This window comes from Blautia caccae, assembly GCF_040095955.1.
GTDB classification, from domain to species: Bacteria; Bacillota; Clostridia; order Lachnospirales; family Lachnospiraceae; genus Blautia; species Blautia celeris.
Map to the genome: position 1 here is coordinate 24,739 of NZ_JBBMFP010000027.1, position 14,499 is coordinate 39,237.

A 14,499-nucleotide genomic window follows, 5' to 3' on the forward strand; every position below is an offset into this window, starting at 1 on the left:
TCTGGATAAGCCTGTAGTTCAGCCCGGTTGGGTGTGGATTACAGGCTTTTTTTTGATTACTTTAAAAATCTTCAAAAACCCATTGAAATCAAGCCTTTAAAGGTTTATAATAATTCTCAGATAAAAGAAAATTCTTCGGGGCAGGGTGCAACTCCCTACCGGCGGTATAGTCCGCGACCCATGTAAATGGCTGAACCGGTGTGATTCCGGTACCGACAGTTAAAGTCTGGATGAGAGAAGAAAATGTATTTCATAATGCAGATTTCATCAATGCCCTGATTTTCAGGGCGTTTTTTCGTTTCAGCCGCGGAAGCGGCAGCGGAAAAAGAAGAATTTCCTTTTATGAAACCATCATAAAAAGGAGAGAATAAAAATGAGTAATGAAGCAATTGTAAACAAAAGACCTGCAGGTGCACAGAATCGTTCAAAAATCAGGACACTGGCACAGGTAGCCATGCTTGGAGCCGTGGCTACGGTATTGATGATGATTGAGTTTCCCATCCCGGTGATCGCACCGCCTTTCTATCAGATGGATTTCTCAGAAGTACCCGTGCTGGTCGGCGCGTTTGCTATGGGACCGGTGGCAGGTATTATGATCGAGCTTCTGAAGGTACTGCTGTATGCAGTCATCCACGGCTCCGCCACAGCTGGTGTGGGTGAAATCGCCAATTTCCTGATGGGATGCTCTTTTATCGTTCCGGCAGCATTTTTCTATAAATACCGCAGGAACAAAAAATTTGCAGTGATCGGAATGGTGATCGGAACCATTTGTATGGCTGTTGTGGGTTGTGTTGTGAATGCATTTATCCTGCTCCCCGCATACGGGGCAGCTTTTGGGATGCCGGTGAGCGCCTTTATTCAGATGGGCACATCTATCAATGCAGGAATCAATAACCTGTTTACCTTTGTGGTGCTGGCAGTGGCGCCGTTTAACCTGGTGAAGGGATGTATCATCTCTGCCGTAACACTGCTTATTTATAAGAGAATCAGAGTATTACTGCGAGGAGAATAAAGATGCCGGATATAAAAAAGGTGACGCCGCTCACAGAGAATCCCCATGTAAATCTCTACCACCTGGATGTGGAGAGTAAGACAGGAAGAAAGGGACATTACTATGTGGCGTCACGGGCAAAGACTGAGAATGAACTGAAGATCAAAACAAGGAAAAACACCCCGGATGGAGTTATTATCTACAGCCTCTATGGGGAGAAGAAAGACAGGGTCGTGCTGGTACGTCAGTACCGTTATGCTATTGACAGCTATATCTATGAGTTTCCGGCAGGCCTGGTAGAGCCCGGTGAGGACTACAGAGAAGCCGCGATCAGAGAGATGAAAGAGGAAACCGGCCTGACGCTTACTCCTCTTGATGTGGACCCGGCATATGAGAAACCGTATTTTACTACCATTGGCATGACCGATGAATCCTGCGCCAGTGTATACGGTTATGCTTCCGGCCAGGTGTCCGGGGATGGACTGGAGGATTCCGAGGAGCTGGAGATTGTGCTGGCTGACAGGGAAGAGGTCAGAAGAATCCTGAGGGAAGAGAAAGCGGCGATCATGACGGCTTATATGCTGATGCATTTTCTGCATGATGATGAGCCGTTTGCTTTTCTGAAGGAAATCTAAGACACAGAATCAATTATAGATCAGAAACCGTTCGCAAATTTTTCATAAAAAATTAACGGGATAGGCATTGTATCCCGGGCGGATGAGAGTATACTTAAGGTAGCCGGTGCAGGCAAAATCTGCCCCGGCTACTGTCAGATTGCGCAGACAGCAGTCAAAACAGGCAGGCATGGGAGATATTTATATATGAAGTGGAAGAAGTATGTAAAAGGTATTCTGGCGGCATTGTTTACAGTTTTAGGCGTTATACTGGTCATTGTTCTGGGACTTAAATTCCTCAGGTTTTTTATGCCTTTTGTCATCGGATGGATCATCGCCATGATCGCCAGCCCTCTGGTGCGCATGGTGGAAAAGAGGATGAAAATAGCCAGAAAGCACACATCCATGCTGATCATTATAGCAGTTTTAGCCGCCATAATCGGAGCAGGGTATTTTATAGGAACAAAAGCGGTGGAGGAGGCCAGTGACCTGATCAATCAGGCACCGGATATTTACAGTGGATTCCGGGAGGATTTTCGGGAGGTGGAGCACAATCTCAATAAATTCATGAAACAGCTTCCGGAAAATGTACAGACTTCCATCAATAATGTGCAGGACGATCTGGGAGAACGGATCGGAAAACTGGTGGGAAATATCAGCGAGTGGACCGTTGGCTACGCAGGTGATATGGCCAAGCATCTTCCGAGTGTGCTGATATCTATTATATTTACCATATTGTCCGCCTATTTTTTCATCGCGGACCGGGATGGAATCCTGGAGTTTGGGCGGAACAACACACCGCAGATCATCCAGGAAAAATGGAGACTGCTGGCAGACAGCTTTAAAAAGGTCTTCGGCGGTTATTTCAAAGCACAGTTTAAGATCATGGCTGTTATCTGGGCAATACTCTGTGTAGGGCTGCTGTTTCTGGAGGTGAGCTTTGCCGTGCTGGTGGCATTCCTTATTTCTTTTCTGGATATGCTTCCGTTCTTCGGAACAGGGACAGCCCTTATACCATGGGCTGTATTCAAGCTGTTGTCCGGTGATACAAAGTTTGCGGTTGGTCTGATCATCCTTTACCTGGTGACGCAGTTGGTGCGGAGGGTCATAGAGCCCAAGATGGTGGGGGATTCCATTGGCATGGACCCGCTCCTTACACTGATCTTTATGTATACAGGATACCGGGTCAGCAGTGTCATTGGCATGATACTTGCAGTGCCCATAGGGGCAGTTGTGATCAATTTCTATAAATCAGGTATGTTTGACAGACCGCTCCAGTCAGCAAAGGAAGCCATGGAGGATCTTTTGGAGTGGATCTGCCGCAACAATGGGGACGAAGAGCACATAGAGAATAAAGAATCATAGAACAGAACAAGATAGCATAAAGAGTAAAATCTTTATGCTATCTTAATGCGTCCTTAACATAGCTTTATGCCGTTTTAATATAAAAGAATTTAGAATATGTAGTTACAGGATAACACAGAAAGAGAATAAAAAGGGTGGAAGACTCTTATGTCAGGAATAAAAAAACATCACTGGACCACAACGAAACTTATTGTATTCGGTTATCTGGCAGTGATTACCACAGGTACGCTCCTGCTGATGCTGCCTGTGTCCAACCGGCAGATGACAGCAGCTCCGTTTATGGATGCCTGGTTTACCGCCACATCAGCAACGTGTGTCACCGGACTGGTGCTGCATGACACCTATACATTCTGGTCTGAATTTGGCCAGGGTGTCATCTTATTATTAATACAGATAGGCGGCATTGGATTTATGACGATCGCCATTTCCGCGCTCGCTATCACCAAGAGAAAGATTGGTTTGTCGCAGAGGCTTCTGATGCAGGAATCCGTGGCTGCACCCCAGGTGGGCGGAATTGTGCGCATGGCAAAGTTTGTGTTCGGCGGAACGGTATTATTCGAGGGGATCGGAGCCATTTTGCTGAGCTTTTATTTTGTTCCGAGACTGGGTACGGGAAAAGGTATATATTTTTCCGTATTTCACTCCATTTCTGCCTTTTGTAATGCGGGAATAGATCTGATGGGCTATTTTGATCCGGGAACTTCCCTTATGACCGCTTCAGGCAGCCCTCTGGTGAGTATCACCATTATGCTGCTGATCATAGTGGGCGGCCTGGGATTTCTTGTATGGGCAGATGTCAGGAACCATAAATGGCATTATAAAAATTATAAGCTCCACACAAAGGTCGTGCTCATGGCAACAGCGATACTTATTCTCGGAGGGGCTGTCCTCATGTTTTTCTTTGAGCTGGGGAAACCTTCCATGGAGGGAAGAAGCTTTGGGGAACAGGTACTCTGCGCGTTCTTTCAGGCCGTAACGCCCAGAACAGCGGGGTTCAATACCGTGGATCTGACAACGCTATCGGGCTGCAGTAAAATCCTCATAGTAGGGCTTATGTTTATCGGCGGTTCTCCCGGTTCCACTGCGGGAGGTATTAAGACAACCACCATGTCCATCATGATCCTGAGTATATGGTCTGAATTCAGAAAACGGAAGGATATCGAGTGTTTCCGCAGAAGAATGGAGGAGAATGCCCTGCGCCACGCAAGCTGTGTAACCATGCTTTATGGGCTTCTGATCCTGGTGGGATCTGTGCTGATCGCCTCTGCAGATGGAACTGCGATCCAGGACGCTCTGTTTGAAGCGGCCTCCGCGATCGGAACCGTAGGACTGTCTCTGGGGATCACTGCGCAGCTTGGAACCGTTTCACATATTGTTCTGATACTGCTCATGTTTATCGGAAGGGTCGGAGGCATTACCATACTCATTGCTTTCGGCAACCGGATTGCCAACATACCATCAAAACTGCCTATGGAAAAGGTATCTGTAGGCTGATTAAGGAGGAAAAGTAGAAAATGAAATCGGTTCTTGTAGTGGGACTGGGCCGCTTTGGCCGCCATATGGCAGCGAAATTAATAGAGGAGGGCAATGAAGTCCTCGCAGTTGATATAAATGAGGAGCGTGTCAATGACGCGCTGGACCTGGTGACAAATGCGCAGATTGGAGATACCACCAATGAGCATTTCATTGCCTCTCTGGGAGTGGGTAATTTTGATCTCTGCGTTGTGGCCATCGGGGATAATTTTCAGAGCTCCCTGGAGACCACAGCGCTTCTCAAGGATTACGGGGCGCCTTTTGTCCTCTCAAGGGCAAACAGGGATGTGCACGCAAAGTTTCTCCTCAGAAACGGAGCGGACAAGATAGTTTACCCGGAACGGGAGATGGCAGAACGTCTGGCTGTCAAATTCGGCACAGATAATATTTTCGATTACATTGAATTAACCCCTGACTACTCCATTTATGAGATTCCGGTCCCGGCACCGTGGGTGGGCAAGTCCATTGTGGAAAAGGGAGTGCGGAATAAATATCATATCAGTATTCTGGCAGTCAAGGAACAGGAGGAAATCTATCCTCTTCCCCGCCCGGAGTATATCTTTCGGGGAAGTGAGACCCTGATCATCATGGGACATTACAAAGATGTAAGAGCGCTGGCAAAGGCGAGATAGCCGGCGCTCTTTGCCTTTCCCCGCATAATTTATTTGATTCCCGCGGGAAATAGGCTATAATAAACCAAACAGCGCAGAAAGGGGGAGCCGGGATGGAGACGGATAAAAGCGGCAGGCTGAAGATCTTTTTCAGCTATGCGGAAGGAACAGGAAAGATAGGACAGATGCTGCGGGATGCAGCGGAGAGAAAAAAAGAGGGCTGCGATGTAGTGGTCGGATGTGTTCCCCTGGAGCTGGATTTGGGGGAGAAAATGGAAAAGCTTGCCCCCGTTTTTCATAATTATCAGGGGAATCTGTCCCCGGAGTTTGATCTGGACAGCGCGATCAGAAGAAGGCCCGGGCTTTTGGTCATAGACAGGCTGGCCCACGGGAATGCTCCGGGTTCCAGGCACAGAAAGCGTTATCAGGACATAGAGGAGCTTCTTCGGGCCGGGATTGATGTGTATACGACCCTGAATGTACAGCAGATAGAGAGTCTTTCGGATGTGATTTCCTCCCTGACCGGCAGACCGGCAGGGGAGCGCGTTCCGGATAAAGTATTCGATCAGGCAGACCAGGTGGAATTTGTGGACGCGGAACCGGAAAAGGTACGGGAGTGCCTTGGAAATAATGCTGCGGATACAGGTGTCCTCACTGCCCTGCGGGAGATGGCCCTCAGAAGAATGGCGGACAGGATCAATAAGATCGCGGAAAAGGGGGAGGATGTACAGGAGACCTCCTATCCGGGAGAACATATCCTGACCGGAATCTCCGCATCTCCCTCCAACGGTAGGGTGATCAGGACCGCGGCACGTATGGCGGATGCGTTCCACGGGGCGTTTACCGCTCTGTATGTGCAGACGTCCCACGATAAAAATCTGCCGGATGCAGATAAAAGGATATTAAAAGAGAATATGGAACTGGCGGAAAAACTGGGAGCCAGGGTCATCACCATGTACGGGGATGATGTGGTCCAGCAGATCGCAGAGTATGCCAGAATGGCAGGTGTATCAAAAATTGTGCTGGGCCGTACCAAATGGATCGGAGGCCTCTCTTTTTCCAGAGTCAGCTTTGCCGACAAACTGACAGCACTTGGCTCCAATCCCGATATTTATATTATCCCATCTATGGAGCAGAATACCGGTACTGCGGGATTTCGCATAAGGCACAGCAGAACCGGCTTCACCTTCAAGGATACCCTGAAGACAGTGGGCGTGCTACTGGCCTCCACGGGGATTGGCGGATGGATGTACAGCCATGGGATTTCAGAGGTCAATATTATTATGCTGTATATTCTGGGGGTAGTTCTCACCGCCATGTGGACAGAGAGCAAGGCATACAGTCTGGTGAGCTCCTTTATCAGTGTATTTACCTTTAATTTTTTCTTTACACTCCCCAGATATTCGTTTAAAGCCTACGGGCCGGAATATCCTGTTACCTTTATCATTATGTTCCTGGTGGCATTCCTCATTTCCACCCTGACGACCAGAGTGAAGGAGCAGGCGCACCAGGCAGCGGAAAAGGCATACCGCACGGAAATTCTGCTGGAGACCAGCCAGAAGCTGCAGAAGGCCAGGGATGTGTCCCAGATCATCCGGGAGATCATGGTGCAGATGGAGAAAATGCTGGGCCGGACGGTTATCTTCTATATGCCCGATGAGAAGGGAAATCTGGTTCCCAGAATGGAAAAACAGGATATGTCGGATGCCGGGCAGTATCTCAATGAGAAGGAACAGGAAGTGGTATCCTGGGTGTATCAGAATAATAAGCATGCGGGTGCCACAACAGATACGCTGCCCGATGCAAAATGTCTGTACCTGGCTGTGAGAGGCAGGAAGGAAGCTCTGGCAGTGGCAGGTATTGTTATGGGGGCTGAGGAACTCACTGCTTTTGAGAGAAGCCTGCTGCTTGCCATGTTGAATGAATGTGCCCTGGCACTTGAAAAGCAGAAGCTGGATGAGGAGAAAAAGGAAGTAGAGATGAACGCCAGACAGGAGCGGCTGCGGGCTAATCTGCTGCGGGCCATTTCCCATGACCTGCGCACTCCGCTGACAGGTATTTCCGGAAATGCCAGTGTGCTTTTAAACGGCAGCGCCCAGATGGAGGAGAGCCAGAGGCATAAGATTTACGGGGATATTTATGACGATGCCATCTGGCTCATTAACCTGGTGGAGAATCTGCTCTCCGTCACAAGGATTGAGAATGGGACCATGAACCTGAAGCGGCAGACAGAACTTCTGGATGATGTGATCAACGAGGCCATGCACCACCTTGACAGAAAGAGCGGAGAACACAAGATCACAGTGAAGCAGGAGGACGAATTCCTGATGGCCAGGATGGATACCAGGCTGATCGTGCAGGTGTTTATCAATATCATAGACAATGCCATCAAATATACACCGGCCGGGTCAGAGATTAAGGTTCATGTGTTCCAGAAGGATGGATTTGTGTGGACGGAAATTGCGGACAACGGAAACGGGGTGGCGGATGCGGATAAAAATAAGCTGTTTCAGATGTTTTATACGGCAGAGAACCAGAAAGGGGACGGCAGGCGCGGGCTGGGACTTGGCCTTGCACTCTGTAAAGCCATTATAAATGCACACAGCGGAGAGATCGGGGTAAGGGACAACAGCCCCCGGGGAAGCGTTTTCTATTTCACATTGCCGGCAGAGGAGGTAGTGATACATGAATAAACCATTGATACTTATTGTGGAAGATGACAAGGCTGTCAGAAATCTGATGGGAACCACACTGGATATGCAGGAATACCGGTACCATATGGCTAAAAACGGGGCACAGGCCCTGATGGAAGCGGTATCCCAGAGGCCGGATGTGATCATACTGGACCTGGGGCTGCCGGATATGGACGGTGTGGACCTGATAAAAAAAGTGCGGTCCTGGTCAAATGTACCGATCATCGTGGTAAGTGCCAGGAGCGAGGACGCGGATAAGGTAAACGCCCTGGATGCAGGGGCAGATGATTATCTGACGAAACCTTTCAGCGTGGAAGAGCTGCTGGCAAGGCTGCGGGCAAGCCTTCGCAGGGCTATGTATCAGAGCAGCGGAGGCATGGAGGACAACGCGGTTTTTGTGAACGGGGATTTGAAGATCGACTATGCATCCGGCTGTGTGTTTATCAGAGAGGAGGAGGTCCATCTGACGCCGATTGAGTATAAGCTGCTGTGTCTTCTGGCCAAAAATGTGGGGAGGGTGCTGACGCATAACTTTATACTGAATGAGGTATGGGGGAATGTGATGCAGAGTGATGTGCCTTCGCTGCGGGTGTTTATGGCGACGCTGAGGAAGAAGATTGAGGAGGAGCCATCGGAGCCCAAGTATATACAGACGCATATTGGGATTGGGTATCGGATGATTAAAAGGGAGTAGTGAGCATGAAAAACACCGCGGCCGGCAGTCCGGAGAGAAGACTGCCGGCCGCGGTGTTTTTCATGGGATTCAGGTTGTGGGGGAAAGAGGCTAGGGATGGCGTTGGAGAAAAAAGAAGCCGCCCCGCGGCTTCAAAATTGGGAATATAGGAAGGGTGGGGCGGTGGAGAGGTTGGCAGTCATGAAGTAGAGGTAGAGGAGCATGAGGAGGATGTAGAAGGAGAGCACCTGGAGGAGGAAACGGGCTTTGGGGTTGGTTTTAAGGTTTTTTATAAAAGTTGTAAAGGCTTTCATTGATCAGAACCCATCCTTTCCGTCCTATGTGGACTTGATCTTCAAAGAAGTATTTGGTGTATTCATCTGTTGAGAAATCGGCAAGTTCGACGTTGTAGGCGGAGGCAAGACTGCGGATGTTGGAGTAGTAGGTTTCTCGGGCAGTACGGGGAAAACCGGTGTAGTCGTAGTAATAGCCGTTAACAGGGAGAATGACCAGAAGAGGTTCGATGTCCATGTCGCGGCATACATCCAGGAAGCAGCGGAGGTCGTCGTATTCGGGGGAGGAGCCGTAGCCGTGTATCGCTTTTTTGTTGAGGTCTTTCTTTTTGGCCAGGTGGGGTTTCAGCTTTTTGTAGTTTTTGTCGTCTATGTAGAATTGGTTCTCCTGGTGGCGGGAGCCGTCTTCCTCGGCCTTGGCCAGCCATTTGGTCCAGTTTATGGATATGTCAGTGGCCGGCGGCGCTTTCTTTTTTGCGGTGAGGTCAAAGAGAAGAGGGACGGTGATCTTTTCTTTCTCGTTCAGAAAGTGCTGCCAGGCGCCGGCTATGAGGGTGTCCTCTGTGGTTGCGGTTTTGGTGACCCATACGCGCTCATATGTGCTTAAACGGTCTTTGGTTTTGGGGTCATCTTTCAGAAGCGTATGGGTGCGGTCTATGATGTATTGTTTTGTTTCCGGTGAGAGGTTTTCGTTCTGCAGCATGCCCAGATAGTTGTTCTCAGAGAAGCGGGAGGCAAAGGCCTGGGGCAGGATGCCGGGTTTTCTGAACCACTGGGGGGATAGGAAAAGGACGGCCTTTTTCTGGCCCTCCCCTACGGCGCTTAAAGCAATGGCATGGCTCAGGGACTGGTAATAGCCGGCACCTATGAGCATGGGCTCAAAGTCACTGTCCGCGAACATGGAGGAAGGATGGTACGGGGTGTCCTGCCCGTGCATAAACTCGGAGGAGCCGAATACCAGAAGGCTGTCAGGGCCAAGATTTTGTTTTATGGTTTCACGGGAACGTGTCTTTGTCTCGTTGGCCCAGGTGGAAAATGTCCGGGAGTCCGGAATCTTCCTGTCACGGACAGACAGGTGGATGCCTGCCGCGGTGACAAGGAACAGCACAAAGGCCGTGAAAAATGCAGTCAGTCTCTTCATGTTTCTTACGCCTGCCTTTCTCTGGTCAGCATTTGGATTTTACAAGATTGAGGATTTTTTCCGGGGTATCCATTTCTTCCCTGGTGACCTCTGAGGGGGCTATGACGATGCCGCATTCCTCCTCAAGGCCAGCCAGAAATTCGGCAAATCCCAGGGAATCCAGAAGACCGGACTGGAAAAGCTCGGTTTTTAAGTCTTCTTTCACAATATCATCCTCACAGATCTCTGCTAATAAATCTAAAATTTTTTCTTCCATTTTGTTTTCTCCTTTTTCTGTTAAAGTTTATTGAGGATATCAGGCGGTTAAAAGCTCCAGGAATTTTCCGGAGAAGATAAAGAAGCCGAATATCACCAGGTTTATGGTAAGCAGCCAGGAGACTGCCTTGTATAGTTTCCGGTTTTTATATTTCTTGTAGAAGCCTGATTTTTTCTGGTAAACTTCTGTGGCCGACAGCAGAATGCCGTGGTAGAGTCCGTATAGTATGTAGGATGGCGTGACGCCGTGCCACAGTCCCATAACGCCCATGTTGACAATAAATCCGGCACAGGCTCTGTTTAAACGGGTGGAGAACCATTTCTTCTTAGAGCATTTCATAATGAAACGGGTAAAGAGGAAATCGCGGAACCAGTGGGACAGGGTAATGTGCCAGCGGTCCCAGAACTCTTTTATATCCAGGCTCCGAAATGGAGCGCGGAAGTTGTCCGGCAGCCTGACACCCAGAATATAGGCGGTTCCCACTGCCATGAGGGAATAGCCTGCAAAATCAAAGAACAGGTAGAAGCCGTACAGCCAGGCGTAGCCTGCGGCGAAATACCAGGGGGCGTCCCGGCGTCCCATGGACTGCTCACATATAGTGAGAAGGGTGTAGAGCTGGGTGCCCAGCGCCAGCTTGTAGACCAGGCCCAGCAGTAGTTTGAAGATACCTTCTGCCAGCATGTCCAGATATTCTGCCCTTGGCAGGATGCGCATCCAGTCATCGTGAAACCGGCGGCTTCTGTCAATGGGACCGGAGCTGATGGAGGGAAAGAAAAGAAGGAATCCTGAAAATTCCAGGAGTGGGACCTCCAAAATGATTCCGTCGTAAATCTCTATGACCATCTGGATGCTGCGGAAACTCATATAGGAAATGCCGGTGAATCCGAATATGTTCATATGGAACAGCGGCGATAGTTTACATAATATAAGGGGCAGCAGCATGGCTGCCAGGAACAGGTAGTATTGTTTTTCATTCCTGCCGTTTTTGGCGCGGACAGCAGCGTAGCCGCGCACCACCAGATAGGACCATCCGTAAAAGAGAAGCAGATAGAGGAACTGTCCGGGGCTGTGGCCGAAGACCAGTACTATGAAGACCAGGGATACGGCCAGGGTATAATGCCCCATCTTTTTTTCCATGATGCCCAGAATGACGGCAGGAATCAGGAATAAAAAGAGGCAGATAAAGAAGGAAAGCCCTTCATAAAAACTCAAAGAACTGCGCTCCCGAGGGCCTTTCTGTCAACCTTGCCATTTCCGGTCATGGGAAGCCTGTCCATGAAGATGAGTTTTTTCGGTATCATGTATTCCGGAAGGAAGGTGCGCAGACTCTCTTTCAGCATTTCCGCGTAAGTACGCTCCGGCGCCGTCATGCCGGGGCAGACCAGATAGGCACTGATGCTTTTGACACGCCCGTCTTTTATGTTGGGGAGTACGGCAGCTTTTTCTATCTGGGGGAGACGGAGAAGATTGTTCTCTATATCCTCCAGCTCGATTCTGTATCCGTGCAGCTTGATCTGCAGGTCTATGCGTCCGCAGTAATATAGCATGCCGTCTTTCAGATATCCTTTGTCCCCTGTGCGGTATCCCTGTGCGGGGATTCCCTCTTCTGTGTATGTAAAAAAGTGCTTTTCTGTCTGCAGTGTGTTCTGATAATAGCCGGGGCTTACGGTATTGCCCAGTATGATGATCTCCCCTTTTTCTCCCTCAGGAAGTACGCGCCCGTCGGGACCGCAGATCTGCAGTGTGGTGCCGGGTTTTGGCCTGCCTACAGGCAGAGGGGAAGTGCCGGCAGCCAGCTCTGGCGTTATTTCCACCTGAGTGACAGCCACGGTGGACTCCGTGGGACCGTAGGTGTTCATGACTTTTGCAGAGGGGAAACGCTCCAGAAGCCTGCGGGCTGTCCGGTTGGCAAGGGTTTCCCCGCAGAACAGAAACAGGCCAAGGTTTGGCAGAGCCGTCTGTGCAAAAGCCGGGTCTGACAGGCACACATCGGCAAAGGATGGTGTGGAAACCATAATTGCGGCATCCGATCGTTTCAGGGATTCCAGCAGTTTCTGGTAATCCTTCTGCACATCCTTTGTCAGACACCAGAGAGTTCCGCCCACCGCAAGGCATGTATACAGATCCATTACGGACAGATCAAAGGAAAAGGGGGCCTGATTCAGGAATACCTTTCCCTTTTTGGCATTGGTGGAGGTTCCCAGGGTGATGGACCAGTCCAGGAAATTGCTGAGATTCCTTTCCGTGATTGTGACGCCCTTTGGGGTTCCTGTGCTTCCGGAAGTAAATATGATATAAAAGATATCATCCCCGGAAACCGGTTCGGGTACGGTATCGCCCATGCGGTTATCCATGCGGGACAAATCTGTATGTACCATGACATCAATATCCTGCAGGGAAAGGATTCGTTTATCCCTGCAGTCCGCATGGAGAGGAGAGAGGGAGAGAAGAATCGGGGAATCCAGGGCATCCAGGATCATTTCCACCCGGGAGTCCGGCACTGAGGTGTCAATGGGGCAGTAAGCCCTGCCTGATTTGACACAGGCCAGAAATGCCGCAGGCATCAGGGGATGTTTGTGGCCGTATACAGCTATGGGGGCATAGTTCTGTCCGCATTGCTGCTCAATATGACGGGCCAGACGCTCAGAATATAACTCCAGCTCTTTGTAAGTAACAGACTGTCCGTCGCAGCAGATGGCTGTTCTTTCCGGGCAGATGGAGGCATATTCCCATATTTGGTTCAATATATTCATAAAATTCACCTCAATTTCGACGTTTTTCTTACCTTCTTAATTACACCATAGAATTTAAAAGAATTAGCAGGTTCAATTTTAAAGAAATTCTAAAGAAAACCTTTCGATTCATTAAGAATAATTCGTAACTATTCAGCCAGCTGAATCGTTACGGGTATTCGCCCATTAAAAATCGCTTCGCGATGGGGCGAATACCTGCCGCCACTACTCTTTTGCACGGTCAGCGCAGTAAATGCGCAGACCTGACTGAACAGTTACAATAATTCTACATACAATGTATTTTTTATGAATAATTGTGCCGCGGTACTTGCGTAAAGCAGGCAAAACGAATATAATTCACAGTAGAATAAAACGGACAAGGAGAACATATATGAACAAGAATTTTGACGTTATCGCGCTTGGTGAGCTTTTGATCGACTTTACGGAAAACGGAGTGAGCGGACAGGGCAACCCCATTTTTGAGGCAAATCCCGGCGGAGCGCCGTGTAATGTGCTGGCTATGCTCAATAATCTTGGAAAAAAGACATCTTTTCTGGGAGTTGTGGGTAAAGACCAGTTCGGTACATCCCTGAGAAATACGCTGAACAGCCTGGGAATCGATACCAGTCATTTGTATGAGGATCAGGAAGTCCACACAACACTGGCGTTTGTCCATACTTTTGAGGATGGGGACAGGGACTTTGCGTTTTACAGAAATCCCGGTGCGGACATGATGCTGAGCGTTGACCAGATAGACGAAGAATACATAAAATCAGCCAGAGCCTTTCATTTCGGCACCCTGTCCATGACCCATGAGGGTGTGCGCCGGGCGACTGCAAAGGCTATTGATATTGCTAGAGAAGCGGGACTTCTCATCTCTTTTGACCCGAACCTGCGCCCTCCGCTGTGGAGCAGCATGGAGCTTGCAAAAGAACAGATCGCATACGGTCTTTCAAAATGTGACCTCCTGAAGATTTCCGAGGAAGAGCTGGAATTCATGACCGGGACGAAAGATGTGAAGGAAGGCGCCCATATGCTGCTGTCCCGGTATCCGAATCTGAAGCTGATGAACGTGACCATGGGAAAAGAGGGAAGCACAGCGTTCCATGAGGGCAGGGAAGTATTCCACGCACCGTTCCTGCAGGAGAATACTATTGAGACAACAGGAGCAGGCGATACCTTCGGTGCATGCGCACTGAATTATGTGCTGGAGCACGGAATTGAGGGTCTTACAGAGGACCAGCTCTATGAAATGCTGGAATTCTCCAACGGAGCTTCCTCTCTTATCACTACAAAGAAAGGGGCACTCCGTGTTATGCCCAAAAAAGAAGAAGTATTAACGTTTATCGCCGGAAAATAGAGTAAAATTGTCGAAATGTTGTTGTGAATTTTTAATATAATACAGCATTGACAGTAATCGGAAATTGTGATAAATTATAGACATAACAAAATAATAGTTTTGATTTCTGACGGATTACAATGTGGAGCACCACAGTGAAATCAAAATGTAAGTGAGAGCCGACCGTCTGGGCAACGTTTGTAATTGTGTAATTGACAAATGTTGCCCTTTTTTTTCAAAAGCATTCATATGCAGACA

General features: G+C 49.0%; 12 protein-coding genes and 2 riboswitches. Of the genes, 8 read left to right on the plus strand and 4 right to left on the minus strand.

The window, feature by feature from the left end; all coding sequences use genetic code 11:
• Positions 1-127 precede the first annotated feature (127 nt).
• Positions 128-246, plus strand: a riboswitch (FMN riboswitch).
• Between the two features lie 127 nt (positions 247-373).
• The 7 genes from WMO65_RS22130 to WMO65_RS22160 all read left to right on the plus strand — a co-directional run bounded on the left by WMO65_RS22130 (position 374) and on the right by WMO65_RS22160 (position 8,501).
• Complete coding sequence (locus tag WMO65_RS22130; protein ID WP_033142883.1) at positions 374-1,012, plus strand: ECF transporter S component; 639 nt, start codon at positions 374-376, stop codon at positions 1,010-1,012.
• A 2-nt stretch (positions 1,013-1,014) separates the two neighbouring features.
• Positions 1,015-1,626, plus strand: a complete 612-nt coding sequence (locus tag WMO65_RS22135) for an NUDIX hydrolase (protein ID WP_033142882.1) — start codon at positions 1,015-1,017, stop codon at positions 1,624-1,626.
• Between the two features lie 186 nt (positions 1,627-1,812).
• Complete coding sequence (ytvI, locus tag WMO65_RS22140; RefSeq protein ID WP_033142881.1) at positions 1,813-2,970, plus strand: sporulation integral membrane protein YtvI; 1,158 nt, start codon at positions 1,813-1,815, stop codon at positions 2,968-2,970.
• Between the two features lie 147 nt (positions 2,971-3,117).
• The gene (locus WMO65_RS22145) at positions 3,118-4,464 is read left to right on the plus strand and encodes a TrkH family potassium uptake protein (protein ID WP_148392435.1); all 1,347 of its coding nucleotides are present in this window, start codon (positions 3,118-3,120) and stop codon (positions 4,462-4,464) included.
• 20 nt (positions 4,465-4,484) lie between these two features.
• Positions 4,485-5,135 carry a potassium channel family protein gene (locus WMO65_RS22150; RefSeq protein ID WP_054350752.1) on the plus strand — a complete coding sequence of 217 codons (651 nt, stop codon included), beginning with the start codon at positions 4,485-4,487 and terminating at the stop codon, positions 5,133-5,135.
• Between the two features lie 92 nt (positions 5,136-5,227).
• Complete coding sequence (locus tag WMO65_RS22155) at positions 5,228-7,807, plus strand: DUF4118 domain-containing protein (protein WP_148392434.1); 2,580 nt, start codon at positions 5,228-5,230, stop codon at positions 7,805-7,807.
• Entirely contained in the window at positions 7,800-8,501 is a 702-nt protein-coding gene (locus tag WMO65_RS22160; RefSeq protein WP_148392433.1) for a response regulator, read from the plus strand. The genes WMO65_RS22155 and WMO65_RS22160 overlap by 8 nt, the downstream gene beginning before the upstream one ends.
• Positions 8,502-8,759: 258 nt before the next feature.
• Here WMO65_RS22160 and dltD read toward each other — a convergent pair whose 3' ends face one another.
• The 4 genes from dltD to dltA are packed head-to-tail and all read right to left on the minus strand — an operon-like array spanning position 8,760 to position 12,923.
• Complete coding sequence (gene dltD / locus WMO65_RS22165; RefSeq protein ID WP_148392432.1) at positions 8,760-9,914, minus strand: D-alanyl-lipoteichoic acid biosynthesis protein DltD; 1,155 nt, start codon at positions 9,912-9,914, stop codon at positions 8,760-8,762.
• Positions 9,915-9,939: 25 nt separating this feature from the next.
• Entirely contained in the window at positions 9,940-10,170 is a 231-nt protein-coding gene (gene dltC / locus WMO65_RS22170) for a D-alanine--poly(phosphoribitol) ligase subunit DltC (RefSeq protein WP_148392431.1), read from the minus strand.
• A gap of 39 nt (positions 10,171-10,209) precedes the next feature.
• A complete protein-coding gene (gene dltB, locus WMO65_RS22175) occupies positions 10,210-11,382 on the minus strand; it encodes a D-alanyl-lipoteichoic acid biosynthesis protein DltB (RefSeq protein ID WP_033144198.1) in 1,173 nt (390 codons plus the stop codon).
• A complete protein-coding gene (dltA, locus tag WMO65_RS22180; RefSeq protein WP_148392430.1) occupies positions 11,379-12,923 on the minus strand; it encodes a D-alanine--poly(phosphoribitol) ligase subunit DltA in 1,545 nt (514 codons plus the stop codon). The genes dltB and dltA overlap by 4 nt, the downstream gene beginning before the upstream one ends.
• A 370-nt stretch (positions 12,924-13,293) precedes the next feature.
• On the opposite strand from dltA, the gene WMO65_RS22185 reads away from it, so the two are divergent.
• Positions 13,294-14,262 (plus strand): carbohydrate kinase family protein, encoded by a 969-nt coding sequence (locus tag WMO65_RS22185; protein ID WP_033144233.1) that lies wholly within the window; start codon positions 13,294-13,296, stop codon positions 14,260-14,262.
• Positions 14,263-14,354: 92 nt separating this feature from the next.
• Positions 14,355-14,441: riboswitch (ZMP/ZTP riboswitch) on the plus strand.
• The last annotated feature ends 58 nt before the right edge of the window (positions 14,442-14,499 follow it).